This is a genomic window from Burkholderia sp. ABCPW 14 (assembly GCF_001523835.1).
Classification (GTDB): Bacteria; Pseudomonadota; Gammaproteobacteria; order Burkholderiales; family Burkholderiaceae; genus Burkholderia; species Burkholderia mayonis.
This window is the reverse complement of record NZ_LOVS01000066.1, coordinates 58,581-85,298: the sequence shown is the minus strand read 5'-3', so window position 1 is coordinate 85,298 and position 26,718 is coordinate 58,581. Positions and strand designations below refer to the sequence as shown.

Genomic DNA, 26,718 nt, shown 5'->3' with positions numbered 1-26,718 from the left:
TTCTGCATCTTATCCGCGCCGTCTACGCTGTGCACATGCCAATCGCAAGGAGCGGACGATGTCTTCGATCGCCATTCAGGTCACGCACGACTTCACGTGCCCGTGGTGCGCGGTCGGCGAGTCCAATCTGCGGCGCGGCATCGCGGAAAGCGGCGTGCGCGAGCCCGTGATCGTCACGTATCGCGCATTCGAAGTCGATCCGTCACTGCCGAACGAAGGCACCGATCGCGCCGCGTACCGCGTGCGCCGGCTCGGCAGCCCGACGCGCGCGCGACAGGCCGATGCCGACGCCGCGCTGGCCGGCAGGCGCGCGGGCGTCGCGTTCGATTTCGACCGCATCTCGATCATGCCGAACACACTGCTCGCGCACCGCCTGCTGAACTTCGCCGCGACGGCCGGCGACGACGATCGCGCAGGCGCGCTGTCGTCGGCGATCTTCGACGCGTACTTCGCGCGCGGGCTCGACATCGGCGATCGCGACGTGCTGCTGCGGCTCGCCTCGCAAACCGGCCTCGATCCGCATGCGGTCGACGCGTATCTCGCGTCGGACGCCGGCGTCGCGGCGGTCAGGCAGTCGCGCGTCCGCGCGCTGCATGACGGCATCCGGCTGCTGCCCGCGTTCGCGATCGGCGACGAGCGCATCAGCGGCGCGCAACCGGCGAACGTCTTCGCGCGCGCGTTGCGCGCCGCGACGCCGCACGCAACGCCGCCAGATGCGATTCAACTCACGGAGGCACACTCATGAATACCCGACAACAACATCGTGCGGTGATCGTCGGCGGGTCGCTCGGCGGCCTGTTCGCCGCGACGTCGCTCCGCTCGATCGGCTGGGACGTCGACGTCTTCGAACGCTCGCCGCACGACCTCGACAGCCGGGGCGGCGGGCTCGTCCTGCAGCCGGACGTGCTCGACGCGTTCCGGTTCGGCGGCATCGACTACACCGGACCGCTCGGCGTACGAAGCGAATATCGTCAATTTGTCGACGCCCGCGGCGACATCGCACAGCGCCAGCGAATGCCGCAGACGCAGACCGCGTGGAGCATGCTCTACGGCACGCTCAAGGCGAGCCTGCCCGCCGGGATGATCCGCTCGGGCGTCGCGTTGGCCGACATCGTCCGGGAAGACGCCGAAGTCCGTGCGCGCTTCTCGGACGGCGCGCACGTGCGGGCCGATCTGCTGATCGGCGCGGACGGCCCCGATTCGACGATGCGCCGTCTGCTGCTGCCGGGAAGCCTTCCCGCCTATGCCGGCTACCTCGCATGGCGCGGCCTCGTGCCCGAGCCGCGCCTCGACTCGGCAGCGGCCGCGCAACTGACGAACGCGTTCACGTTCCAGCAGGAAGCGGGGCATCAACTGCTCGCGTATCTGATTCCCGGCGAAGACGGCTCGACCGTGCCGGGCGAACGGCGCTGGAACTGGGTGTGGTATCGCCGGCTGCCCGCGGGCGACGCGCTGCGCGCCGCCCTCACCGATCGGCACGGCATCGTCCGCACGCACTCGATCCCGCCCGGCGCGATGAGCGACGCGCAGCGCCGCGGCCTGCTCGACGAAGCCGGCATGCAGCTCGCGCCCGCACTGGCCGCGTTGGTCGCGGCCACCGACGCGCCGTTCATGCAGATCATCCAGGACTACCGGGCGCCGCGCATGGTGTTCGGCCGCGCGGTGCTGCTCGGCGACGCGGCGTTCGTCGCGCGGCCGCACACGGGCGCAGGCACGGCGAAAGCGGCGACGAACGCGGTATCGCTCGCACGCGCGATCGATGCGTCCGGCGGCGACGTCGAACGCGCGCTCGCCGCCTGGCAATCGGCGCAATGGCAATACGGCGTGCAGTTGACCGACTGGGGCATCGCGCTCGGCAAGCGGATCATGGGCGTCGGCGACGCCGCGCACGCGGCGTAACGCGAGCCGCGCGGCGTCGAAGACCGCGATCGCGAACCCCGCGTACCGGGCATCGCCCGCGCGGAGTCGGCGTCCGTCACGATGGCGACACGCATCGACGGACACGCCGCCGCCGCCGCGACGATCTCCAGCAGGAAGCGCGCGCGACGCTCGGCGCTGCCGCCGTACGCATCGGCTCTGCGGTTGCTGTTCGAATTGATGAACTGGTCGATCAGATAGCCATTGCCCGCATGAATCTCGACGCCGTCCATGCCCGCGGCGATCGCGTTGCGCGCCGCCCGCCGGAAATCGTCGATGATCGCCTCGATCTCCGCGACCGTCAGCTCGCGCGGCACGGGCACGTCGGCCCATGCGCCCGCGCCGTCCGCATCGACGATGAATGTCTTTCCGGGCGCCGCGATCGCGCTCGGCGCGACGGGCGGCACGCCGTCAGGCTGGAACACGGGATGCGACACGCGCCCGACATGCCACAACTGCAGGAAGATCGTGCCGCCGCTCGCATGAACCGCGCGGCTCACCGCGCACCAGCCGTCGATCTGCGCGTCGGTGTGGATGCCGGGCGTCCATGCGTACCCTTGCCCCTGCTGGGAAATCTGCGTCGCCTCCGTGATGATCAGCGCGGCGCTCGCGCGCTGGCGGTAATACTCGGCGTTCATCGGCGTCGGCACGTTGCCCGGCTGCCCGGCCCGCGAGCGGGTGAGCGGCGCCATTGCGATGCGGCAGCACGCGGGTGCCGACCTTGATCGGCTCGAAAAGATGGTCGTGCATGACTCTTCTCCGGTGTGTTTTCACGTTGAACACGTCGCCCGAATGGCGCGTGGCGTGATCGAAGCATAGGGGCCGCGATATGCCGCGGGAATGCTGCGCCGCTGCAATCCGGCGTTGCATCTGCGGCAAAGACCGCATGCACCGGATATGCATGGCGGCGCCAGTGCGCGCGTTGCGCGCGGCGCAACGCCGGATTGCCGCCGCGCGCGATTCTCGATCCCGGTCACGCCGAATAAGCTCAGTCCCACTCGACCACGCATCGACAAATGCAGGCAAGCACGCTCCGCCTTCGCCGATGCCAAGTCGCCCGGCGCCGCCTGCCGCCCGATTCGTCGTCCGGCACGGCGGTTGCGCCCAACCCGTTTCATTCACCAGCGAGCACACCATGAACACCAACCTTGCCTCTCCGGCCACCGCCGGAGCCATGCCGCAGATGGCGCGCAGCCTGATCCTGCTGTTCGCCTTCAGTTGCGGCGCGATCGTCGCCAATCTCTATTACGCGCAACCGATCATCGCGCTGATCGCGCCGGATCTTCACATGTCCACCGGCATGGCGAGCCTCATCGTGTCGCTCACGCAGATCGGCTATGCGGCCGGCCTGTTCTTTCTGGTGCCGCTCGGCGATCTGGTCGAGAACAAGAAGCTGATGATCGTCACCGCGCTGATGTCGATCGCGAGCCTCGCGCTCGCCGCCAGCGTCCGCGAGCCGGGCGTGTTCCTCGCCGTATCGCTGATCGTCGGCTTCAGCTCGGTCGCGGTTCAGCTGCTGATCCCGCTCGCCGCGCATCTCGCGCCGAGCGAATCGCGCGGACGCGTCGTCGGCACGATCATGAGCGGGCTCTTGCTCGGCATCCTGCTGTCGCGTCCCGTCGCGAGCTTCGTCGCCGATCATTTCGGCTGGCGTGCCGTGTTCGCGTTCGGCGCGATCACGATGGCGATCGTGACCGCGCTGCTGATGCTGACGATCCCGAGCCGCCGGCCCAAGCACGAGGCAACGTACGCGCAACTGATCCGCTCGCTCGAAAGGCTCGTCGCGACGCAGCCCGTGCTGCGCGAGCGGTCGCTCTACCAGGGCTTGATGTTCGGCTCGTTCAGCCTGTTCTGGACGGCCGTGCCGGTCGAGCTGATGAACCACTACCATCTGTCGCAATCGGCGATTGCGCTGTTCTCGCTCGTCGGCGCGATGGGCGCGACGTCCGCTCCGATCGCCGGCCGCCTCGCGGACGCCGGCCACGCCGAGCGCGCGACCGTCGTCGCGCTCGTGCTCGCGGCGGCGAGCTTCGTGCCGGTCCTGCTCGTTCCCGGCGTCGGCGTGGCGGGGCTCGTCGCGACCGGAATTCTGCTCGACTTCGCGGTGCAGATGAACATGGTGCTCGGCCAGCGGGAGATCTACGCGCTCGACGCGCACAGCCGCAATCGCCTGAACTCGATCTACATGACGAGCATCTTCGTCGGCGGCGCGATCGGCTCGGCGCTCGCGAGCGTTCTTTACGAGCACGGCGGCTGGACCTGGATCGCGATCGCCGGCGCGCTCTTTCCGCTCGCGGCGCTCGCACGTTTCATCGCGAAGTCGCGCTCGGGACAATGAAGCGATTCGCGCACATACGTCGCCGGCCCCGATCGCACGGCCACATGCAAATGGAACGGATCGGACAGGCGCGCGTTCTGCGATGGCCCGGCCGCTCGGCGGCGGCGCGCGCAGCGGGCTGGCCGCATCGACATCCGGGCGGGCGGCGAACACGCGCGGCGCGTCATATCCGACACAGCGCATCGCCCCCCCTCGCCCGCCTGGCAGACTGGAACCGTTGCACGTACAATCCGCCCGTAACAACCGGTAAGATTCCGCGACGCGGCGCTGCCCCGCCCGCCGGATCGCAGCCGGCATCGGCGATCGGCCGCAACGCGCGTTCGACCGCCGCCGCCGATCGCCTGTCGTGCCGATACGCCGCGCAGCCCGCGCGTTCGCACGACGCTTGCGCACCGCAAACGGGCACGGTGCGGAATTCGCAATACGCCCCCCGCCGACCGGCCGGCACCGATGCAACACGCCATTGCACACCGGATGCGAACAGCCGCTCGCGACATGCACCGCTCACTGCTGTGGAAATCGCTCCATGAGTTCGCTTGCACGCCATTCGCCGCCGCAAACGACCGCGAAAGACTCGCTGGGCTGCACGTCGAGCGGCTTTCTGACGAACATCGAGCGTCAGACGGCGCTGTTCGGTTTCTACCGCAAGCACACGACCGGCTTGCGCCTCGAGCAGGTCTCGACGCCGGCCTCCGGACGCGGCATCCTGATCGGCATTTCGTTGTCCGACGGACATCGCCGAAGGATCATCCGCGGCAGCCGTTCGGCAACGCACGATTTCCGGGTCGATTCGATCTACGCGCGCGACTTCTCCGAAGACTATCGCGCGGACATGGTGTCGAATTTCAACTTCATGCTGATCGAGCTGTCGCCGACGTTCCTCGACGGCCTCGCCGACGGCAGCCGCCGCGCGGGGCTCGACGGCATCGCGCCGACGGTCGCGCACGACGACCACCTGCTCGGCCAGCTCGGACGCGCACTGGCGCTGGCGCTGCAATCGGGCGACGCGGCCGATGCGATGCTCCTCGACCAATTGGGCATGGCGATCGGCACGCACGCGATGCACGCCTACGGCGGCGTGCCGTGCGACGAGCCGAAGCAGCGGCAGCGCCTGTCCGCGCAGCTCGAGATGCGTGCGAAGGAGATGCTGAAGACGGGCGCGATGTCGATCGACGAAATCGCGCATGCATGCCGCGTGTCGCGCAGCTACTTCATCAAGGCGTTCAGCGCGATGACAGGCAAGACGCCGCATCAGTGGCTCATCGAGCAGCGCATCGATATTGCGAAGCAACTGCTCGCGCATGGCGACTGGACGCTCGCGCGCATCGCCGAGCATTGCGGGTTCTCGAGCCAGAGCCATTTCACGCAGACGTTCACGAAGGTCGTCGGCTTGCCGCCCGGCGGATGGCGACGGCGCGCACGCGCCTGATCCGGCGCGCGCGACGCGCGCTTTCGGCCCGGCCGCGACGAAAGGCTTCGTCTATTTCCGGTTCATGCGCCGCCACGCGGCGGGCGGCGTGCCGATCATGCTGGTGAAGACGCGCGTCAGATGCGCCTGATCCGAGAAACCGCACTGATGCGCAATGTCGGCGATCGGCTCGGACTTCGACAGCAGGCTGCGCTTGACGCGTTCGATCTTGTGCTCGAGCAGCCATCGATGCGGCGTCGTGCCGACCGTCTGCCGGAACGCCTTGATGAAGTAGCTGCGCGACAGGCCGCATGCGGACGCGACCTGCGAGATCGGCACTTCGCCGGCGACGTTCTCGGTGAGGATCGCCTTCGCCCGCTCCAGTTGCCAGCCGGCCAACCCGCCCTTCGCGGACACGTTCGGCACGACCACGCCGTATTTCTGGACGAGGTGGATCTGCATCGCGCGCGCGACATGGCCAGCGAGCAGCGGGCTGGGTGGCGAATTCGCCGCCGACGCGCTCAGCAGCACGCCGACGAGGCACTGCAGCACCGCATCTTGGCTGTCGTCCGGACAAGCCAGCTCGCGAACGCCGCCCATCCGCATTTCGGCGGCCAGCTCGGCCAGCGTTCGGTGCGGCAACGCATGGAAGAGCATGTCGAACGGCTGATGCAGGTCGGCTCGAAACGGTTCGTCATCCTGCCGGATTCGCAAGGCGATGCGCATATCGCGACACGGCGCGTCGTCGAGGCCCGATGACGCGCGTTGCGGGCGCGTCGACGGCGACATCAGCGACATGCCGATCAGGCAGCTATCGACGGGCGGCATGAACTCGACGACGCCGAAGCCGGGCTCCGGATGGCGCACGCGCGTCAGCGCGACGGGCGCATGGCCGTCGACGCGCACGTCGATCGTCTGCATCGTCGCGCCGCGAAACGCGTCGTGCAGGCCAATGGGGGCAAGATCGATGCAGTTCATCTCAGGCTCGGCAGGTGTGCTTGCTTCGGTGTCGGCAGATCGCCCCATGGCTATTCCTTCAGTCGGGTCAAGGATAGTGGCCGATTGCATCCGTCGATAGAACAAAGGTGTCTTTTTTACAAAAACGTCGACGACGTTCAACTTTCGCCAGTTGTCATTCGCACGTCAAACGCGCATCATCTTCGCACTTCGCATCGCCGCCTCGCGCCGGCAACCGCCAGAGGACACGCTCCGCAACTTACACTCGAAAATCCGTCGGACACGCAGACGCCAGATTGGCGCGACGCTCACGCGAGCGCCCCCGATGCATCATGCATGCTCCTGGCAACGCGCACTCATTGATGAATCACCTCCGAAATCTACTGGGGCATCTGAAGCATACCGATGACTTCGCCGCGTACAGGCTGTCGCAAGACCTGGTCGAACGCGCGTCCCGGTATGGTTCGGTCGTCGACGTCGACGGCGGCGCGGCGCTGTGCATCAGCGGAACGCGCAGCGATTACCTGTACATCGTGCTCGAAGGCGCGACCCGATGCGCGCCGCGCGCGCACCTGCCGATTCCGTCCGGCGTCGATCACGGGCCCGGCACCTTCACCGGCGAGCTCGATCTGCTGAACGACGTCGCATGCGAGGTCACGGTGATCGCATCGTCCGCATGCCGGCTCGTGCGGGTCCATCGCGCGACGCTCAAGCATCTGCTGCAGCGGGAGCCGGATCTTCGCGACATCCTCGTCCGCCTCTTCCTGCTTCGCCGCATCTGCCTGCTCGCCGTCGATCTTCCGCTTCCTTCGCCCGCGCGACGCACGTCGTCCGCCCGCCATCGCGACGACGAGCATGAATTCGACGTGGCGATCGTCGGCGGCGGCCCGGCCGGCATGATCGCCGCCGCGCACGCCGCATCGCTGCGCCTGAACACCGTCGTCGTCGAGGGCCGGCTGCCGTTCGGGATCGACGACGAATTCGCGGCGCCCGACGCGGCGGCGCGCCGGCAATTCGGTCCTCATCTGACGATCCGCAACCACACCGTTCGCCTCGACTGCAATGCCTACCCGTTCGGCCTCGTCGCCCGAGACGGCGAACGCATTCATGCACACGCCGTCGTGATCGCGTCGTCGCTGCGCCCGGAGTACAGCCCGCGGCTCGCGCGCGTCGTGCTTCGCGCGAACACCGAATGGCTCGGCGGCGCAGTCGACGTCGACGACAGCGGATTCGTCCGCACCGGACGCGCGGCGTCCGGCATGACCCTCGCCGCCGCGTTCGAAAGCTCGCAGCCCGGCGTGTTCGCGATCGGCGAAGTGCGCGCGGGACCGCGGCGCTCGGCCGTCGAGAACATGTCGGACGGCGCGGTCGTCGTCGATGCGATTCGCCGCTTCATCCGCGCGTATTGCGCTTGATCCGTGCGGCGCGGCATGCGCGCCGCCGCTCACAACGCCTTCTCCATCGCCTTTTCTTCGCCGACGAGCAGCGCGGCCGCGATCAGCACCGGCGGCAACGCGAACGCCCACGCGCCGCCGATCAGATAAAGGCCCGCCGCCACGCCGCATCCGAGCGCGAACGTCACGACGGTCCACGCCATGTTCGCGAGCCGCGACGGTCCGCCCGTGCGCTGTGCATCGTCGTCGGCGAGCCGGTTCGACAGATGCAGCATCAGTTGCGTGACGGTGCCCGTCATCAGCGTCGTGGGCAGCGCGTCCGGCAAATGCAGCCGATGGACCGCGTTCTGGATCGCCATCGCCATCACGAGGATCATCCCGGTCACGATAGCCGGCCACGCATCGCCGTCCGTGAACGGGCCCATGCGGATCGCGAGCGCCGCGCCGACGGCGAGCAGCAGCCACTGCATACCCAGCAGGATCTTCAGCGCCGGCGCGCGCGCGCGAAGCATCAAGCGGCGCGCCGCGCCCGCGGCGAGCACGACGACACAGAAAACCGGCAGCGCCAGAAGCTTCGCGATGGCGCCCGTGCTTCCGGAGACGAGCGTCGCGCCGAGCGTGACGAAGTTGCCCGTCACGTGCGCGGTGAACAGGCCTTGCAGCGCGAGAAAGCCCGCGGTATCGACATAACCGCCGTTGAACGTGAGCAGCGAAGGGAGGTTCGGTTTCATTGCATCGGGTTCCTGAAGAAAAGGACGAGCGCGAATGCGCATGCGATCCGCGCGACGTCTGCGCGCGCGGCTCGACGCGCGCAGTGGGCGGCCGAACGGCGCGAGCACGGCGTGCCCCGTGCCGCCGCCGTCCGCGCACGGCCGCCCGAAGCTCGACGATGTCACGCCCATTCGGCGGTGACTTCGATCGGCCGCAGATCGAACAACAGGACCTGCGCCTGCTTGCCGTTCGCGATCTGCAGCGCCTGCTCGTCGCGAATCCGCGCGCCGTCGCCCTCTTGCAGCGCGACGCCGTTGACCGTCACCGATCCGCGCGCAACGTGAACGTACGCGAAGCGTTCCGCCGGCAGCACGAACTGCTCGCTCGCATCGCCGTCGAACAGGCCCGCGTAAATCCGCGTGTCCTGGCGAATCTTCAACGAGCCGTCCTGACCTTCGGGCGACACGAGGAGACGCAGCTTCCCGCGCTTTTCGTCGTCGCTCACGCTGGCCTGCTGATAGCGCGGCTCGACGCCCCGCACCGACGGCCCGATCCAGATCTGCAGGAAATGCACGGGCTCCGCCGCCGAGTGGTTGAATTCGCTGTGCGCGATGCCCTTGCCCGCGCTCATCAGTTGCACGTCGCCCGGCACGATCACCGAGCCCGTGCCCATCGTGTCGCGGTGCTCGAGCGCGCCTTCGAGCACGTACGACAGGATCTCCATGTCGCGATGGGGATGCATGCCGAAGCCGCGGCCGGGCGCGACGCGATCGTCGTTGATCACCAGCAGGTCCGAAAACCCGACCTGCGCCGGATCGTAGTATTCGGCGAACGAGAACGTGTGACGCGAGCTGAGCCAGCCGTGTTCGGCGCGGCCGCGTTGATTGGCTGCTCTGACTTCAATCATGATGACCTCCGTTGCATCGCGGGCGCTGCGGGTTGCGCGCCTCGTCGATCGATGCTTGCAGCTTACGTCAACTATTTTGATATTTGTACAAACAGGAAGATAATTACTGTCTCCGTTTAGTGGACAATCATGCAATTCGATGACCTTCGGATATTCGTCGCGACGGTGGAGGCGGGAAGCTTCACGGGCGCGGCAGACAAGCTCCTGCTGTCGAAGCAGTTCGTCAGCCGGCGGGTAATGGCGCTCGAGGCGTCGCTCGGCGTCCGGCTGCTCGTGCGCAACACGCGCAAGCTCGCGGTGACGGAACTCGGCCAGGAGTTCCACTCGCGCGCGACGCGCATCCTCGCCGAGATCGCGGACACCGAGGAGGCAATGTCCGCGCGCCGCCGCGACCTGCGCGGGACGCTCAAGCTCAGCGCGCCGATGTCGTTCGGCATCACGCACCTGTCGCCGCTGATCGCCGAGTTCCTCGTCCAGCACCCGGCCGTCCGGCTGCATCTCGAGCTCAGCGACCGCCACGTCGATCTGATCGGCGAAGGATTCGACCTCGCGCTGCGCATCGGCGCGCTGCCCGATTCGACGCTGATCGCGCGCCGCCTCGGCGAATTGCGGATGGTCGCGTGCTGCAGCCCTGCTTACCGGCGCAGCCGGGGCGCGCCGGCGACGCCCGCCGATCTGCATCGGCACACGTGCCTGCTGTACGGCCAGGAGGGGCGCACCGGCTGGGAGTTCGTGATCGACGGCGCGCGCCGCACGTTCGAAGTGCAAGGCGCGCTGCTCGCGAACAACGGCGACGTGATCCGCGACGCGGCCGTCGCGGGGCTCGGCATCGCGCTGCTGCCGCACTTCATCGTCTCGGACGCGCTGGATGCGGGTCAGCTCGTGACCGTGCTCGAAGCGTTCGCGCAACCTCCGTTGCCGGTGAACGCCGTTTATCCGCAGCATCGGCAGGACATGGCGGCCTGCCGGGTGTTTCTCGGGTTCATCGAAGAGCGGCTGCGCAAGCGCTTTTCCGAGTGAGCGGCAGCGGTTCGTTGTCGTCTGTCGTCTGTCGTCTGTCGTCTGTCGTCTGTCGTCTGTCGTCTGTCCTTTGCCCGTTTGCCCGTTTGCCCTTGGCGCAGCGTGGCGGCACCGCGCCGGAAATCGCGGGACCTGCGTCGACATCGCGCCGCGCAGCGAGACGGCCGTTCGCCGAGGCCGCCGGGTTCGGCCGGGACGGAAAATCGACGTGAGGCGGTCGCCTTGTCGCCTTGTCGCCTTGTCGCGCAAGATGCGATGAACGTGACGGACGTACCGGATGTGACAGCTCCGACGCAATCGTGCTCGATCGTCGTCATGAATCCGTCAGCCGCCATGTTGCCGGACATCGAAAAAGCCGCGCGACGCTCGGGCGCGACGAGCCGACGCTCGGAGACGACTGACTAGCGCCTGTTCACACGAACAACGGGCTTGATCTCGTCACGCGGTTGCCGAACGCTGCGCCCATACAGCAGAAGCACACGCGGCGAGATCGTTCAACGGCGCTTCAAGACACATTTCGGCGCAGGCCGTCTCGGCAGCGAACGATGCGCGGCCGGCGGTCGTGCGCATCGCCGCAGTCGACGCTGACGCCCTCTCCCCGACCGGCATTCGAACGCGCCGCCAGTTCGAAATCCGGTCGTTTTACCGGCCTCGCGCGCGCGACGAGCCCTTCCCCAACCGGCACCAACGTCCGTCGCGCCTTGTTGCGCCGCGCACGCTCGCGCGCCGCCCGCCAATGGCACGGCTATTGCAATGTCGTCTCCGAGCCTTCGCTTCCGATGCATCGAACGCGTTCAATCGATCGCATCGCGGCTCGCGACTATATCAATCACTGGAGACGAAAACATGGAAGGGCTTTCGCAAGTCCAGGTGCTGGGCATCGACGCAGGCGGCACGATGACCGACACCTTCTTCGTGCGTGCGGACGGGCGGTTCGTCGTCGGCAAGGCACAAAGCAATCCCGAGGACGAATCGCTCGCGATCCTCGATTCGTCGCAGGACGCGCTCGCCCACTGGCAGCGCGACGTCGACGACGTGTATCCGGAACTGCTCACGTGCGTGTACTCCGGCACGGCGATGCTGAACCGCGTCGTGCAGCGCAAGGGCCTCGACGTCGGCCTGATCGTGAACAAGGGCTTCGAGCATATTCACTCGATGGGCCGCGCGATCCAGAGCTACCTCGGCTACGCGCTCGAAGAGCGGATCCACCTGAACACGCACCGCTACGACGAACCGCTCGTGCCGCTGTCGCGCACGCGCGGCGTCACCGAACGCACCGACGTGCAGGGCGGCGTCGTCATCCCGCTGCGGGAGGAGGAAGTTCGGCAGGCGACGCGCGAGCTCGTCGCCGCGGGCGCGAAAGCCATCGTCATCTGCCTGCTGCAGTCGCACAAGAACGCGACGAGCGAGCGGCGCGCGCGCGACGTCGCGCGTGACGAACTGACGGCGATCCGCGCGGATATCCCCGTGTTCGCGTCGGTCGACTACTATCCGCAGCGCAAGGAAAGCCACCGGATGAACACGACCGTGCTCGAAGCGTACGCGGCCGAACCGTCCCGGCAAACGTTGAAGAAGGTCAGCGACCGCTTCCGCGAGCACGGCGCGAAGTTCGACCTGCGCGTGATGGCGACGCACGGCGGCACGATCAGCTGGAAAGCGAAGGAGCTCGCGCGCACCATCGTATCGGGGCCGATCGGCGGCGTGATCGGTTCGAAGCTCCTTGGCGAGGCGCTCGGCTACGACAACATCGCGTGCTCGGACATCGGCGGCACGTCGTTCGACATGGCGCTCATCACGAAGGGCAACTTCGCGATCGCTTCGGATCCCGACATGGCGCGCCTCGTGCTGTCGCTGCCGCTCGTCACGATGGATTCGGTCGGCGCGGGCGCCGGCAGCTTCGTGCGGCTCGATCCGTACAGCGGCGCGATCAAGCTCGGCCCGGACAGCGCCGGCTATCGCGTCGGCACGTGCTGGCCCGACAGCGGCCTCGCGACGGTGTCCGTGTCCGACTGCCACGTGGTGCTCGGCTATCTGAATCCCGACAACTTCCTCGGCGGACAGATCAAGCTCGACGTGAACCGCGCGCGCGAGCACATCAAGGCGCAGGTCGCCGATCCGCTCGGCCTCTCGGTCGAGGATGCGGCGGCTGGCGTGATCGAGCTGCTCGATCTGCAATTGCGCGAGTACCTGCGTTCGAACGTCAGCGCGAAGGGCTACAACCCGACCGAGTTCGTCTGCTTTTCGTACGGCGGCGCCGGCCCCGTCCATACGTACGGGTACACCGAAGGGCTCGGCTTCAAGGACGTCATCGTGCCCGCATGGGCCGCGGGCTTCTCCGCATTCGGCTGCGCGTGCGCGGACTTCGAATACCGCTACGACAAGAGCGTCGACCTCGCGCTGCCGCAGTTCGCACCGGACGCCGACAAGACGCAGGCCGCGCAGACGATCCAGAAGGCATGGGCCGAGCTGGCCGCGAAGGTCGTCGAGGAATTCAGGATCAACGGCTTCGACGAGCGCGACGTGATCCTGCGCCCCGGCTTCCGGATGCAGTACATGGGACAACTGAACGATCTCGAGATCGAGTCGCCGATCGCGAGCGCGGCGAGCGCCGACGACTGGAACCGGATCGTCGCCGCGTTCGAGGACACCTACGGCCGCGTCTACGCGAGCTCGGCGCGCTCGCCCGAGCTGGGCTTCTCGGTCACGGGCGCGATCATGCGCGGCATGGTCGTCACGCAGAAGCCGGTTCTGCCGGAAGACCCGGAAGGCGGCGCGAAGCCGCCCGCGGACGCACGCATCGGCACGCGGCGGCTCTATCGCCACAAGCAATGGCACGAGGCCGTGCTCTGGCGGATGGAAGCGCTCAAGCCGGGCAACGTGATCACCGGGCCTGCGATCGTCGAATCCGACGCCACGACGTTCGTCGTGCCCGACGGATTCGAGACGACGCTCGACAAGCACCGGCTCTTCCATCTCAAGGAAATCAAGTAAGGAGACACCCGATGAACATGATATCCAGCCAGGAAGTCGGCTTCGCCGATCTGCTCAAGAACGGCCAGACGCTGAAGCAGTTTCGCGACGGCATCCTCGGGCGCACCGCGCAGACCGGCCATTACAACGGTCTCCAGCGCCTCGAGTTGCGCGAGAGCGACCCGATCCGCTACGAGAAGATGTTCTCGAAGCTGCGCGGCGGGCTCGTGCATGCGCGCGAAACCGCGAAGAAAATCGCCGCGAGCCCGATCGTCGAACAGGAAGGCGAACTGTGCTTCACGCTCTACAACGCCGCGGGCGACTGCGTGCTGACGTCGACGGGGATCATCATCCACGTCGGCACGATGGGCGCGGCGATCAAGTACATGATCGAAAACAACTGGGAGGCGAATCCCGGCATTCATCCGGGTGACATGTTCACCAACAACGACTGTTCGATCGGCAACGTCCATCCGTGCGATATCGCGACGATCGTGCCGATCTTCGCGCACGGCAAGCTCGTCGGCTGGGTCGGCGGCGTGACGCACGTGATCGATACGGGCGCGGTGACGCCGGGCTCGATGTCGACGGGACAGGTGCAGCGTTTCGGCGACGGCTACATGATCACGTGCAGAAAGACCGGCGTGAACGACACGCCGCTGCGCGACTGGCTGCACGAAAGCCAGCGCTCGGTTCGCACGCCGAAGTACTGGATTCTCGACGAGCGCACGCGCATCGCGGGCTGCCATATGATCCGCGGCCTGATCGAGGAAGTCATCGAGGAAGAAGGCCTCGACGCGTACGAGAAGTTCGCCTACGAAGTGATCGAGGAAGGCCGGCGCGGCCTGCAGACCCGCATCAAGGCGATGACGCTGCCCGGCAAGTACCGGAAGGTCGCCTTCGTCGACGTGCCGTACAACCATCCGGACGTGCAGACGTCGTCTGCGTTCGCGAAGCTCGACTCGATCATGCACGCTCCCGTCGAGATGGAAATCCGCAAGGACGGCACCTGGCGTCTCGATTTCGAAGGCGCGAGCCGCTGGGGCTGGCACTCGTACAACGCGCATCAGGTCGCGTTCACGAGCGGCATCTGGGTGATGATGACGCAAACGCTCGTCCCCACGCAGCGCATCAACGACGGCGCGTATTTCGGCACCGAATTCCATCTGCCGAAGGGTGCGTGGATGAATCCGGACGATCGCCGCACGGGCCACGCGTATGCGTGGCATTTTCTGGTGTCGGGCTGGAGCGCGTTGTGGCGCGGCCTGTCGCAAGCCTACTTCAGCCGCGGCTATCTCGAGGAAGTCAACGCAGGCAACGCGAACACGTCGAACTGGCTGCAAGGCGGCGGGATCAACCAGGATGGCGACATCCACGCGGTCAACAGCTTCGAGGCGTCGTCGTGCGGCACCGGCGCGTGCGCGATCAAGGACGGCCTCAATCACGCCGCCGCGATCTGGAATCCCGAAGGCGACATGGGCGACATCGAGATCTGGGAGATGGCGGAACCGCTGCTCTATCTCGGCCGCAACGTGAAATCGAACTCCGGCGGCTACGGCAAGTACCGGGGCGGCTGCGGCTTCGAGACGCTGCGCATGGTCTGGAAGGCGCAGGACTGGACGATGTTCTTCATGGGCAACGGCTACATGAACAGCGACTGGGGCCTGATGGGCGGCTATCCGGCGGCGACCGGCTATCGCTTCGAAGCGCACCGCACCGGCCTGAAGGAGCGCATCGAACTCGGCGAGAGTCTGCCCCTCGGCGGCGACGCGAATCCGAATCATCCCGACTACGAGAATCACCTGAACGCGGGCGCGGTCGTCAAGCGCGACCAGCAATGCATGACGACGGAGGACTGCTACGGCAACCACGATCTCTATCTGAACTATCTGCGCGGCGGCCCCGGCTTCGGCGATCCGCTCGACCGCGAAATCGACGCGATCGAGCACGACCTGAACAATGCGCTGCTGTTGCCCGAGTATGCGCAGAAGGTCTATGGCGCGGTCGCGACCCGCGATTCGAACGGCGTCTGGACCGTCGACGCAAAGGCGACCGCATTGCAGCGCGTCGAGATCCGCAACGCGCGGCTTGCCCGTTCGCAGCCGACCCGCGAATGGATGAAAGGCGAACGCGAGCGGATCCTGGTGAAGCATGCGTCGACGCAAGTGCAGCACATGTTCGCAACGAGCTTCGGCCTGTCGAAGAAGTTCGAGCAGCGGTTCCGCACGTTCTGGGACCTGCCGGACAGCTGGACGCTGACCGAAGACGAGCTCGACGTGCCAACCTACGGCTCGAAGTTCCGCATGGATCTGTCGAAGATGCCCGACGTCAACACCATCGTGCTCGTCGAAGAGTGAGCCCGGCCACCCAACGCGCAACCATCGAAGAGGACTGGAGATGTCTACTTACACGAAGGAACAGATCGGGAACATGGTCGACGGCAAGCTCGACTGGGACACCACGCTGCGCATGCTGTCGATGCCGAAGGACGGCGAGCGGTTCAGCATGTATGTCGACGCCTTGCAGCACAAGCTCGGCTGGAAGGATCGCATCGTGCTGCCGCTCGGACCGCACCTGTACATCGTGCAGCAGCGGGCGACGAAGCAATGGGTCACGCAGTGCGACTGCGGCCACGTGTTCTGCGATTACCGGGAGAACTGGAAGCTGCACGCGAACATCTTCGTGCGCGACTCCGACGAAGCGATGGACGAAGTCTATCCAAGGCTGATGGCACCCGACACGCAATGGCAGGTGTATCGCGAGTACTACTGCCCGACGTGCGGCGCGATGCACGACGTCGAAGCGCCGACGCCGTGGTATCCCGTCGTCCACGACTTCGAGCCCGACATCGATGCGTTCTATTCGGAATGGGTCGGCCTGCCGGTTCCGGCGCGCGTCGATTGATCTGACGATTGACTCGACTCGCGGCATCGGGCCGCGAGTCCGCTTCGTTTCCCCTCACGCACCCAACGTTCGATTTCCGGCCGTTCGATTTTCGGACGGCCGATCTGTTTTCGAGCGACCGCGAACGCCGCCTGTCGTGCATACGCGGACGTTCCGGTTCAGTCATCAGTTGGCGCGGGCATTGCTTGTCCTGCATCATCCGAACCCGACGGCAAAGACGGTTCGGAGTACGATATCCGGCACGAACGCGCGGCGACCGCAAGCGCCGCGGCGTCGAACGTCGAACGTCGAACGTCGAGACAAAAGGCCGGACGGACGGCCATGCGGTTCGCCCCGCTTGCGAATCGTCAGGAGACAAGCATGCAGCAGACAGGCACGCCCATGGACTGGTTTCCCAGTCCCCAACATGACGCGCGCATCATGGCCGCGTGGGAACACCTGGTGACGGGCGGAGAATGGCGCTCGACCAACGTGCGCGGCGTCGTCGACGATTCGTGGCAACGCTGCCTCGTCGGCCACGTCGATCCCGGCGTCGACCGGGCGCCGCCACCGCTCGACAGCGATCGCCTCGATCAATGGCGCACGGGCCAAAGGCGCCTCATCGACGTCAGCCTGCCGCTGATGCAGCAGACTCGCGAGTTTCTGTCGCAGACGGGCACCGTGATGCTGCTCGCCGATCCGAGCGGCATGATCCTGCAGCAGGAAGGCGACATGCGGATACTCGAGCCCGCGAGCGAAGTCGGACTCGTTCCCGGCTGCGACTGGACCGAGCTCAACTGCGGCACCAATGCGATCGGCACCGCGCTCGCGCTGAAACAGCCCGTGCAGATCCATGGCGCCGAGCACTTTTGCGCCGGCATCAAGCGCTGGACCTGTTCGGCGACGGTGATTCAGGACCCCGTCGACGGTCACGTGCTCGGCGTCATCGACGTGTCGGGTCTCGCGGATACCTACAGCCGCTACAGCCTCGCACTCGCCGTATCGCTCGCCGGACGCATCGAAGGCCGCCTCGCGAAAGACGCGATGGAGCGCCGGCTGCGCCTGCTCGATCGCTGCGCCCCTCGCCTCGGCGCGGCGAGTACCGAGGCGACGCTCGTCGTCGACGATCGCGGACGCCTCGTCAAGGCGAATCCGCAGGTCGTGCCGACGCTGCGCAGACGGGGATTCGACGTGCAGCTCGACGCGGAGTTCTCGCTACCGGGACTGGACGCATGCAAGCGCGGCGGCGCGATTTCGAACGCGCCCGCGTGGCTGCGCGACAGCCACGTCGAAACGTTGAGCGAAGGCGCGGACGTGCTCGGCTACATGGTCGTGATACCGGGAGGCGGAACGCCCCGCCGCACCGGCCCGATCGTCCGCGATCCGGATCGGCATCGTTCGGCATCCAGAGCGTTCGAGCGCATCGTCGGAGACAGCGCCGCACTCCGTGCGGCCGTCGGCAAGACGCGTCAGCTCGCGCCGTCGAAAGTGCCGGTGTTGCTGCTGGGCGAAACAGGCGTCGGCAAGGAGCTGTTCGCGCAAGGCATTCATCAGGCGAGTGAACGAGCCGACGGCCCGTTCGTCGCGCTCAACTGCGGCGGACTATCGAGAGACCTGCTCGCGAGCGAGCTGTTCGGATACGCGGAAGGCGCGTTCACCGGCGCGCGTAAATCGGGCGCGGCGGGCAAGATCGAGGCGGCCGACGGCGGCACGCTGTTTCTCGACGAGATCGGCGAAATGCCGCTCGACATCCAGCCTCATCTGCTGCGCGTCCTCGAGGAGAACGAAATCTACCGGCTCGGCGAGAACGCGCCGCGCAAGGTGAATTTCCGGCTCGTCGCCGCGACGCACCGCGACCTGAAAGACGCGATCGCGAAGGGGATGTTCCGGATGGACCTCTTCTACCGGATCGCCGTCACGACCGTGTCGATACCGAATCTGCGCGAACGCGCCGAGGATTTGCCGTCGCTCATCGCACATTGGCTCGCGCATTTGTGCGAATGCTACGGCTTGCCGCCGCGAACGTTCGACGACGATGCGTATGCGCGACTGATGGAATACCCGTGGCCGGGCAACGTGCGCGAGCTGCGCAATGCGATCGAGGGCTCGCTGCTGCTGTCCGACGGACCTGTCATCACGGCGGACAAGCTGCCGGTGGAAATCGGCGCGTCCGCCGACGCGGCGGCGCACATGGCGCCGCCGATGAAGGACGCCCCCGAATCGGAGTCTGGTGGTAGCGCATCGCTGAAGTGCGCCGAAGCCGAATACATTCGCCGCGCACTCGATCGTCACGGCGGCAACCTGACGAAGACGGCCAACCAGCTCGGCATCGCGAAAAGCACGCTGTACGAAAAGATCCGCAAGTACGACCTGCTCAAGGCGGTCAGCGATACGCGGCGGCGGCGGGCGCATTGACGCATGCGGTGCGCCGGAAAGACAAAAGCAGCGCCTCGAATCCGCGACCTTGCGGCGCTTGCCTTGGGCCCCTTGCGGAATCGCAAGCATGCGCCGATCGATACACGGCCGCGACGAACACGTCGCGGCCGTTGAAGGCAAAGGCGTTCCGCACGCCCGCAGCCGATCCCATTGCGATACGCCGAAGAATCGGCGGCACCGCTCAGGATAAAAGAGAACTCACTTGCCGAATGGCCACGCCATTCCACCGCCGGTCGCCTCGTCGAGGTACCCGGTGTTGCGTCGAGTGAAAAAGACGTGGCCCCGGCTTGCGCCGTCAGGCCCGGTGCCCCGAAATCGGCCCGGCCTCCCCCGTGAAGTTGAAGATGCTGTCGATCCAGGCAAGGAAGGTCGAGAACGTGAAATCCGACCATTGCTCCGTTCGGTACGCTTTCATGACAGGCGCATCCGCCGGGTCCTTCTGGTTGAGCAGATCGCCGACGAACGTTCCGACATCCGCATCGATGCCGTTCTCATGGATGCCGGATCCGGTAAAGCTGACCGCGGTTACCTGGTGGTTGCCGATGAAATCGTCGCGCGCCCAAGGCATGAAGTAACCGAAGTTCGGCAACGGATTCAGCACCCGTTTCAGGTTATCCAGTTCCTCGTCGAACATCGCGAGCGATAGTTTGTCCTTGGTCGCGTCGTCGAGCGCCGCGATCACCGCGGGCACGAAAGCGCGGTAGTGGTAGGCAGCGATGACCTTGTCGCGTCGGTACGTCGAAAAGCCGAAGCGGTCGTGTGGATAGGTCGCCGATAGCGCTGCGTAGGCACTGCCCATGTTGTCGGGATCGAAGTTTCGGGTCAGCCGGCTGTTTATCGTAATCATGCCGTCGGGCCCGGACATGCCCCATTCGGTGCGCACTCTGGCGTACAACCCGACGGACGGATGCGTCGCCGGATCGGCATCGAAGCGCGTATTGAAGACCGTGCCGGCATCGTCGAGCAGCGAGCTGTGCATTTGCGGCTGCAGCGTGTTGCGCAGCGTCGCATAGCTGCCGAGCGTTCCATAGCCGCCCGCGCTCATCCCGTACACCAGCAACCGGTTCGGCTTGCCGAATCCGTGAGCGACGAGCCACTGCGCGACCGTTCGGACGTTCTTCAGTCCGTTGTAGTGCTGGATCCGCCAATCGCCCGAGGGCGAGGTGTAGTTGCGCACCGCGCTGCCCATGTGGATGTCGCCGGTGCAGTATGGAACGAACACCTGTGTCCATTCCTGTGTCTCCACCTTCGGCTCGCCGACGAGGATATGCGCGAGATCCATCCGCGTCATCAGCGGCGACAGGAACGACGATTTCAGGCTCTGCTGCGTGGTGCCGTTCACGTAGTTGTGCGCAATGCCATCGGGATTGAACGCGCCGAGTCCCGCCTCCGCACCGGTCGCGGTTTCAGTGCAGGTACCGTGATCCCAACATGCGCCGCCAGGTTCCATCATATAGAGCAGATCGTTCGATTGCGCGCGATTGATATAGAAGCGCATCGGTGTACCGTTGCCGCACGATGCGCCGCTGCTTTCCGGCAGCGTGATTTCGTACCACGAATAATAGGGAATCGACGGATCAGGCATCGCCGCATCCGCGGCATGTCCATTGACGGTGACGCCGGTTAGCAGACCGGCGACGCAGAAGCACCTGAGCAATTTGGAAGCTGACATCTCTGCTCCATTTCAGTTGACCTGGTTCTCCGCCGTGCTCACGCGCGACGACGCGCACGCGGCGCGTTCAATGGGTTTCGGTCGGAGCCGCTCGATCGAATAGTTGCACGCGCAGTGCTTGCAGGCGCTGGGCGATGACGACCTGCTGCTGTTCGGGATCGGATACGCTCGCTTGAACCTGCTGGACGATGTCTCGGCTCTGCCGGGCGTAGCTCAGATAGCGTGGGTCTTGTGCCGGCGACACCCCCACGGTCTGCCGGGCATATCCGTCCCACTGTTGTCTCATTGCCTGGATGGCCGCGCTTCGCGTCGCGGGATTCACCGCTGCATCGGAAATCAGCGCCGCGCTGAGGGCCTCGGCCTGCACCGGGACAATTTCGTTGCGCGCGACGTGCTCGGGCAGTTCTGCCAGAATCTGACTGGCCAATATGGCCCTTTCCGTCTCGGGCATGCTGTTTCTACCGCTGCCGTATGCAGCGACCCGATCGCGGAAACGCGCGAACGCGACGACGCGCTGTACTTCCTGTTCCGCATCCTCGCGACCTGCGAGACTCTTTCGCAGTGCGACGAGATCCAGACGACGCTCGGCGGGACCAGCGTTGGCAAGTGCATCCTCGGTTGACGCGCCGATTGGCGGCTCGCCCCGTCCGCTTGCCATCGCGTCGGATCGCATGGGCCGAGTGGAGACCGGCTGCGGCAGCGTCATGCTTCGCCATGATGCAACAGTGACGCCGAGCATGACCAACAGCAGCACTGCCAGCCAACGCGCTTTCGGTTTTTTCACGCCGTCTCCTTATCGAGCCGTCGCGGCTTCGCATTGCTTGTTTTCGAGTACGTTCTATGTCGAAATGCACGCGTGGTCAAAGTCGGCACTAGAAGCCATCCACGATTCGTCTAGAGGATTAGTGCACATTTATGTGGATAAACGCGCCGAATCAATCGGAAGGACGTTCACAAGCAAGCGCCCATCCCCTCCAGGCCTTTTCGCTACGACCGCTTATCGCTACCCATTGCGTGCGGCGACGCTTCATCCCGCAATCGACACGGCGCGCCTGCGTCGATCGTCGTGCGAATCTTCGCTGGCAGCCAGCAGTGCGATCAGCGGGAAACTGGGAAAGGAGAAGAAGAATGGCGTCACCGCCGATTGCAACAGTCCCAGCAGCATGAAGATGTTTCGCGGAAGCGTAAACAGGATGCCGATGAAGAGGAATAGTCCCACCACACCGAATTGCCCCAGCACGGACAGGAAATCGCTCTCCGAATGCAGGCCGCTTCCCATCATCAAATTGACGAAATTTTCGCCTGCAAAGCGCGCGATGGTCGCGATGTTATCGACGCGATCCGAAAACGACCCGGTCGTCTCTCCCTGCCCGTTCAGGGCCGCCAGGAGATACGTCAGCTTGAGCACGAAGAAGTCGTTGATCAGGAACGTGGGCACGACGACGAGCACCGCCAAGACGATCAAATACCAGCTCAACAGTAATGCGCAAGCGCCCAACGCGACCGCGGCGCTCAGCGAGCCTGTCAGTACCACGAAGCACAGGCAGAGCACCGCATTGCCCAGATCCCATAGCCGATTCGCCTTGCGAAATTCGAGAATGAAATACAGCGCCCAGGACGAGAAAATGATGCCGGCGTTGTTGGGGCCGCCAAACGTCGAGACCACGCGCAGCTCGCTCCCATAGGTATGTGCCGACACGAATACACCGAACACTTCGAGAAGTCCCATGCCATAAACGAACGGCAGCGAGGCCGCAATGCTCTTGCGGAGATCCGACGCATCGATCCGCCTCCCTTGCATGACGACGAGGGTCGCGCAGAATACCAGCACGTTGACGATGGTCGAAAGATCGCCCGACGCGAGGATGCACCACGCTCCGAATACGAAATACAGCAGATGCGCGGGCGTGTAGTACTGCTGCCTTGCAAGGACGACGAATCCGTAGACGGGCACGATCAAGCGCAACGTCTTGTACCAAAGCGGCACCGCATCGTCGAATATTCCGTATGTCCCCCATTGAAAAACGATTGCCGGCGACCAATAGAAAATCAGGAACAGGAAATAGAAAAAGAACATGATTCAGCACTTGATCCGAAGGCTTCGCTCGACCCTGAACTGCAGATATCTGAGCGCCCTGAAGCCCAGTGCCGCGGCGGATCCGAACGTCAGGACGAACGATGCAAGCAGCCAGGGCAGCGGACTGCGCACCAGGCCGAGCTTCTTCAATTCGACGAAGAGTTCGAGCGTCGCCCGCCTGCCCTGCGCCGGCATCATTTCAAAAATATGAAACGACTGGCGTCCGGCCATTTCCCGCGTGACGGCCTCGACCAGCGACACGCCCAGCGCTCTTTCGATGTCGGCGGACATGTCGAGGACGCCTCGCCACATCCGCGCACGGGCCGTCGGCCGGTATGCGCCCGGCACGTGAACCGCTGCCTCCGCGGCCGCATGACCGAAAAGCGGCGGGTTCTCCGCCCGTCCGGCGACGATCGCCTTGCCGATGTATCCGATCCCCGCCCCGAAATAGGCGTGGCACGCAAGGTAATACTGATAATAGAGCGAGCCGTCGTATCGGCTCGTTGCTAGGCTTCGCGCCCATCGGGTCTTGACGATCAGTCCGCCGACGAATCCGCACAACCGAAAAATCAGGCGCGGCGACGCGTTATCGCGATGAAACACGGCATCCGCTTTCGCGAGCCACGTCTCGTTCAGCACGCCGCGATCGCGACTGCCGCTGAACCGGCGATACGTTCGCGAAATGAAGCAGATGTCGGGATGGGCCTCGACATACCGCCTCGTTTCGGCAATCGCACCCGGATAGAGCTGATCGTCGTTGCCGAGCAGCAGCAGATAGTCGCTCGACGCCAGCGCGATTAACATCCGAAGGTTGCCGTCGTATCCGAGATTGCGTTCGTTTTCGACATACCGCAATCGACATCCCCTTTCCTCCAGCGCGCGCTGATACGCGCAGGCGATCCGCCGAAGCGCGTCCCGTTCGGGCGACGCGTCCTCGCAAATCAGCAACTCGTCCGGCGCAAGCTCGCACGCGAGCACGGACTCGATCAGTTCGCGCAACTCGTCGGGCCTGGAATAGGCCGGGACGCCGACGGTGATGGAAATCGGCAAGATCCTCGCTCCCTATAGTCGTTTGACGATCGTTGCCGGATTGCCGGCTATCAGGCACGCCGCATCGGCCGTCAGCCTGACCACGGCATTCGCGGCGACGATGCACCCGGGAGCGAGACGCGTGCCGGCCAGAATGATCGCACCGTCGCAAATCCAGCAATTGTCCCCAATCCGGATCTCCTTGATGCGCGCAAGCGGGCGCCTTGCCGGCGGCACGGGCCGATGATCGGCGTCCGCCGAATCGCCGTGCGCATGATCTCCGATGTAGATCCGGCTGCCCAGCAGGCAGCCATGTCCGATTTCGATCGAAGAGACCGCGCTGATGTGCACCGCATCCGACAGATGCGCGCCGTCGCCGATCGAGATGCTCGGTCGAAACGTCTGCATTCCGTAACGTTCGACAGCCTGGATCCAGCATGCGTCGCCGATGGTCACACCCTTGCCCACTCGGATCGAGCGCCATCCGAAGATCTTGTTCGCCCGTCCCCTGCGTGCAAACGCGGGCTGCCCGGCAATGCGCCATGCCCAGGCGCGTCCCGCCCGCCCGAGACGGTAAAAAAAGAAAAGCAGGCGCTCAAGCATGAACGGACGGTACGACGTGGATCTGATGAACGATCCGATGCATTGCCTGCGCAACGTCTTCGGTCGAGATGGCGGTCAGACATGCGGTCGTGCCCAGGCAGCACGTCGACGGCACGGTCCCGAGGTAGTTCTTCAGGCACGGACGGCATGGCAGATCCTTTTCGACGCCGATCGAACGGACTTGCAAGGAGCCCCATTTCCTGTATAGCGCGGGCCCGAAAATTCCCACGGTCGCAACCGCCTGGCTTTCGGCGACGTGAAGCAGCCCCCCCGTCGTTGCCGACGACCAGATCGATCGAATATTTCATGAGCCAGGCCACCTCCTTGAGCGACATCGTGTCGATCAGGTTGCACACTCCTTCGATATCCTTCAGATCGGCCTGCAAGTCATGCTCGTCCGGGCCGCCCAAAATCACGAAGACGAAGCGATCCTTGTAGTGCTCGATCAGCGACACGTAGTTGCCGATATCCCAGCGTCTGAACGCCGCATTCGCTCCCGATCCGGGATAGATGCCGATGACTGGCTTGCCATGTTCCTTCAACTGCTTGCGCAGCAACCGTAATTTCTCGCCCGGCTCGAACCGCTCGATCAGCTCGGGCAACTCGGCCCGGTATTCCGGACTCGACGCGCCATAAACCGCGATAACTCGCTCGGTCAGCTTGCGGAACATCATCTTCTCGTTGAGCAGCGGCTCGTATTCGATGCTCAGCGAAAACGTCGTGCCCTTAAGCGATGTCTTGAAGCCCGCGCTGTACGCGGACCGCCCCGCGACGAGCTCCGATATGCAGTAATACTGGTCGTAATCGATCGCGAGATCGTAGCGGCGCGCCTTGATCAGCCAGCCCGCCAGATACGCCAGCACGCGCGCAAACGACGGCGGCGTGACGAAGATCGTGCGGATGAACGGCAGCTCGTCGAACAACGCGGGATTGGACCGGTTGGATGTCAGCCAGTCAATCTTCGCTGCCGGAAACGCCGCCGCCAGTTGGCGGACGGCCGGAAACAGACACAACGCATCCCCCATTGCCGACAGTTTGATGATGAGTACGCGCGCGGGCCCGCGCTCGATCGCCCGTTTCGGATGCGGCACGATCCTGACCAGTTCCGACAACATCCGGTCCAGCCACTTGTAGATTCTGATTTTGATGGAGGGCTGCATGGATTCTCTCGCTGACGGATTCGACCGTAACTGTCTTCATGCATACGTTGTCCGTGCATGTGTACATGCGGCCGCCGAGCCCATCCAGCGACGAATAGCACGGAGCACAAGACGCCTTGCCGCTCAAACACAGATTGTTCGCGCCCAGCGGACTGAACGCAGCGGGATCGGTTGGCCCGTAGATCCCGACCGTCGTCACGCCAAGGGATGCCGCAAGATACAAAAGCGCGCTGTCGTTTCCCACGTACAAGCGCGATCGCTTGAGAATGACTGCCGTTTCGTCGAGATTCGTCATCCCGATCATGTCGACGAACCTCGCCCCCGTCGCCGCCACTCGGTCCCTGACACGCTCGTCGGCCGCGCCGTGCCCGAGCATCACGACCGGCAACCGCAATCGCTTGATCAATGCGCCGTAGTGCTCGGCGGGCCACATCTTGTTGGCTGCGTATGCGTCCGCATTGCCTCCACCCGGATTGACGGCGACGAACGCGTCCGGCAACGCTTGCAGCCGCTCCCAATCCACATTGTCGAAATCAATGTCGAACTCCAGCGCTTTCTTTTCGTCATGGATGATTCCGGCTGATTTCAACAAGCGCAATTCGAGCTCGCTTCGATTTCCCTGCATCGAAAAAGGAATGGCGTGATTCAGGACGAATCGAAATTTTCCTTCGTATCCGACGATTCTCTTTACCAACGCGAGGCGACATATGAGTTGTAGTACAAAACTCCGATGCAGCACAACTGCAATGTCGTATCGCCCACGCAGCACGTACCGCCATATTTCCGCAATGACCCGGACCTTCCCGACGAGATTCAGCGAGAGCGGAGAATCGACGACGAATTGATCGTCCAGGTGCGCGTTATTCCTCGTCGCCGCCGCGTAGGCTCGGGCAACCACGTGGCCCACGAACCAGTCCGGATGTTCCGCCTTCGTCGACGCGAACAACGGCGTGCTGGCCAGCACGTCTCCCAAAGCGGAAAGCTTGATGAACAGTATTTTCATGTCGACGCCGCACGCGGAAAATGGCCGGTCCGCTCAGGATTGCCAGTGATTGATCAACGGATCATCTTTTATAAATAGAAAGCAGGCTTTTTTCATTTTTGTTTTCGACAATCCGCATGCCAATAATTTATTGCATCGGATCGCTCTAAAATTCAGCCAATCTGAACAGCGAATAGCCATCTGCATTCCTAAAATACTCGCGCCACCTCGATCCAGGAAACTTGCGGGCGTTC

General features: G+C 64.8%; 19 protein-coding genes and 2 pseudogenes. 10 read left to right on the top strand and 11 right to left on the bottom strand.

Translation table 11 applies throughout. The features are described from left to right. The first annotated feature begins 58 nt into the window (after nucleotides 1-58). Together WS62_RS09230 and WS62_RS09225 are read left to right on the top strand one after the other, a co-directional pair. Nucleotides 59-745: a DsbA family oxidoreductase gene (locus tag WS62_RS09230; protein ID WP_066570410.1), complete on the top strand. Its 687-nt coding sequence runs from the start codon at nucleotides 59-61 to the stop codon at nucleotides 743-745. Next, nucleotides 742-1,899: an FAD binding domain-containing protein gene (locus WS62_RS09225; protein WP_066570407.1), complete on the top strand. Its 1,158-nt coding sequence runs from the start codon at nucleotides 742-744 to the stop codon at nucleotides 1,897-1,899. Before WS62_RS09230 ends, WS62_RS09225 begins: the two co-directional genes overlap by 4 nt. 173 nt (nucleotides 1,900-2,072) lie before the next feature. Here the strand turns inward: WS62_RS09225 and WS62_RS33080 are convergent. Beyond that, nucleotides 2,073-2,609, bottom strand: a pseudogene (locus tag WS62_RS33080) (oxidoreductase); the annotation flags it as partial. A 443-nt stretch (nucleotides 2,610-3,052) separates the two neighbouring features. Here WS62_RS33080 and WS62_RS09220 point away from each other — a divergent pair. Together WS62_RS09220 and WS62_RS09215 are read left to right on the top strand one after the other, a co-directional pair. Continuing rightward, the gene (locus WS62_RS09220) at nucleotides 3,053-4,255 is read left to right on the top strand and encodes an MFS transporter (protein ID WP_066570405.1); all 1,203 of its coding nucleotides are present in this window, start codon (nucleotides 3,053-3,055) and stop codon (nucleotides 4,253-4,255) included. Nucleotides 4,256-4,781: 526 nt separating this feature from the next. After that, nucleotides 4,782-5,684: a helix-turn-helix domain-containing protein gene (locus tag WS62_RS09215; protein ID WP_066570403.1), complete on the top strand. Its 903-nt coding sequence runs from the start codon at nucleotides 4,782-4,784 to the stop codon at nucleotides 5,682-5,684. A gap of 51 nt (nucleotides 5,685-5,735) precedes the next feature. Here the strand turns inward: WS62_RS09215 and WS62_RS09210 are convergent, their stop codons facing one another. Continuing rightward, the gene (locus WS62_RS09210; protein WP_066570401.1) at nucleotides 5,736-6,641 is read right to left on the bottom strand and encodes a helix-turn-helix domain-containing protein; all 906 of its coding nucleotides are present in this window, start codon (nucleotides 6,639-6,641) and stop codon (nucleotides 5,736-5,738) included. 341 nt (nucleotides 6,642-6,982) lie between these two features. Between WS62_RS09210 and WS62_RS09205 the strand changes: the two genes are divergently transcribed. Next, nucleotides 6,983-8,035, top strand: coding sequence for a cyclic nucleotide-binding domain-containing protein (locus tag WS62_RS09205; RefSeq protein WP_066570397.1), 1,053 nt, complete (start codon nucleotides 6,983-6,985; stop codon nucleotides 8,033-8,035). A gap of 29 nt (nucleotides 8,036-8,064) precedes the next feature. Here WS62_RS09205 and WS62_RS09200 read toward each other — a convergent pair whose 3' ends face one another. Together WS62_RS09200 and WS62_RS09195 are read right to left on the bottom strand one after the other, a co-directional pair. Continuing rightward, on the bottom strand, nucleotides 8,065-8,745 hold the full coding sequence (locus WS62_RS09200; RefSeq protein WP_066570540.1) for a YoaK family protein: 681 nt from the start codon (nucleotides 8,743-8,745) through the stop codon (nucleotides 8,065-8,067). A 161-nt stretch (nucleotides 8,746-8,906) separates the two neighbouring features. Further along, entirely contained in the window at nucleotides 8,907-9,632 is a 726-nt protein-coding gene (locus tag WS62_RS09195) for a pirin family protein (RefSeq protein ID WP_066570395.1), read from the bottom strand. 129 nt (nucleotides 9,633-9,761) lie between these two features. On the opposite strand from WS62_RS09195, the gene WS62_RS09190 reads away from it, so the two are divergent. The 5 genes from WS62_RS09190 (at nucleotide 9,762) to WS62_RS09170 (ending at nucleotide 18,920) form a co-directional block, all read left to right on the top strand. Beyond that, on the top strand, nucleotides 9,762-10,652 hold the full coding sequence (locus WS62_RS09190) for a LysR family transcriptional regulator (RefSeq protein ID WP_066570392.1): 891 nt from the start codon (nucleotides 9,762-9,764) through the stop codon (nucleotides 10,650-10,652). Nucleotides 10,653-11,498: 846 nt separating this feature from the next. After that, nucleotides 11,499-13,643 (top strand): hydantoinase/oxoprolinase family protein, encoded by a 2,145-nt coding sequence (locus tag WS62_RS09185; protein ID WP_066570389.1) that lies wholly within the window; start codon nucleotides 11,499-11,501, stop codon nucleotides 13,641-13,643. An 11-nt stretch (nucleotides 13,644-13,654) separates the two neighbouring features. Further along, nucleotides 13,655-15,979: a hydantoinase B/oxoprolinase family protein gene (locus WS62_RS09180; protein ID WP_066570386.1), complete on the top strand. Its 2,325-nt coding sequence runs from the start codon at nucleotides 13,655-13,657 to the stop codon at nucleotides 15,977-15,979. A gap of 40 nt (nucleotides 15,980-16,019) precedes the next feature. Next, nucleotides 16,020-16,526 (top strand): acetone carboxylase subunit gamma, encoded by a 507-nt coding sequence (locus WS62_RS09175; RefSeq protein WP_066570384.1) that lies wholly within the window; start codon nucleotides 16,020-16,022, stop codon nucleotides 16,524-16,526. A gap of 360 nt (nucleotides 16,527-16,886) precedes the next feature. Further along, the gene (locus tag WS62_RS09170; protein WP_231748238.1) at nucleotides 16,887-18,920 is read left to right on the top strand and encodes a sigma-54-dependent Fis family transcriptional regulator; all 2,034 of its coding nucleotides are present in this window, start codon (nucleotides 16,887-16,889) and stop codon (nucleotides 18,918-18,920) included. Nucleotides 18,921-19,236: 316 nt separating this feature from the next. On the opposite strand, the gene WS62_RS09160 is transcribed toward WS62_RS09170, so the two are convergent. The 7 genes and pseudogenes from WS62_RS09160 to WS62_RS09130 all read right to left on the bottom strand — a co-directional run bounded on the left by WS62_RS09160 (nucleotide 19,237) and on the right by WS62_RS09130 (nucleotide 26,485). Then, nucleotides 19,237-20,613 (bottom strand): pectin acetylesterase-family hydrolase, encoded by a 1,377-nt coding sequence (locus WS62_RS09160; protein WP_066570377.1) that lies wholly within the window; start codon nucleotides 20,611-20,613, stop codon nucleotides 19,237-19,239. A gap of 67 nt (nucleotides 20,614-20,680) precedes the next feature. Beyond that, nucleotides 20,681-21,397, bottom strand: coding sequence for a phospholipase C accessory protein PlcR (plcR, locus tag WS62_RS33065; protein ID WP_197422801.1), 717 nt, complete (start codon nucleotides 21,395-21,397; stop codon nucleotides 20,681-20,683). Nucleotides 21,398-21,640: 243 nt separating this feature from the next. Beyond that, nucleotides 21,641-22,690, bottom strand: coding sequence for a hypothetical protein (locus tag WS62_RS09150; RefSeq protein WP_066570371.1), 1,050 nt, complete (start codon nucleotides 22,688-22,690; stop codon nucleotides 21,641-21,643). Between the two features lie 3 nt (nucleotides 22,691-22,693). Next, a complete protein-coding gene (locus WS62_RS09145) occupies nucleotides 22,694-23,740 on the bottom strand; it encodes a glycosyltransferase family 2 protein (RefSeq protein WP_066570367.1) in 1,047 nt (348 codons plus the stop codon). Between the two features lie 12 nt (nucleotides 23,741-23,752). Then, on the bottom strand, nucleotides 23,753-24,322 hold the full coding sequence (locus WS62_RS09140) for a DapH/DapD/GlmU-related protein (protein WP_066570365.1): 570 nt from the start codon (nucleotides 24,320-24,322) through the stop codon (nucleotides 23,753-23,755). Then, nucleotides 24,315-25,347, bottom strand: a pseudogene (locus WS62_RS09135) (glycosyltransferase family 9 protein). The gene WS62_RS09140 and the pseudogene WS62_RS09135 overlap by 8 nt, the downstream one beginning before the upstream one ends. Continuing rightward, nucleotides 25,277-26,485 carry a glycosyltransferase family 9 protein gene (locus tag WS62_RS09130; protein WP_066570363.1) on the bottom strand — a complete coding sequence of 403 codons (1,209 nt, stop codon included), beginning with the start codon at nucleotides 26,483-26,485 and terminating at the stop codon, nucleotides 25,277-25,279. The pseudogene WS62_RS09135 and the gene WS62_RS09130 overlap by 71 nt, the downstream one beginning before the upstream one ends. Nucleotides 26,486-26,718 lie beyond the last annotated feature (233 nt).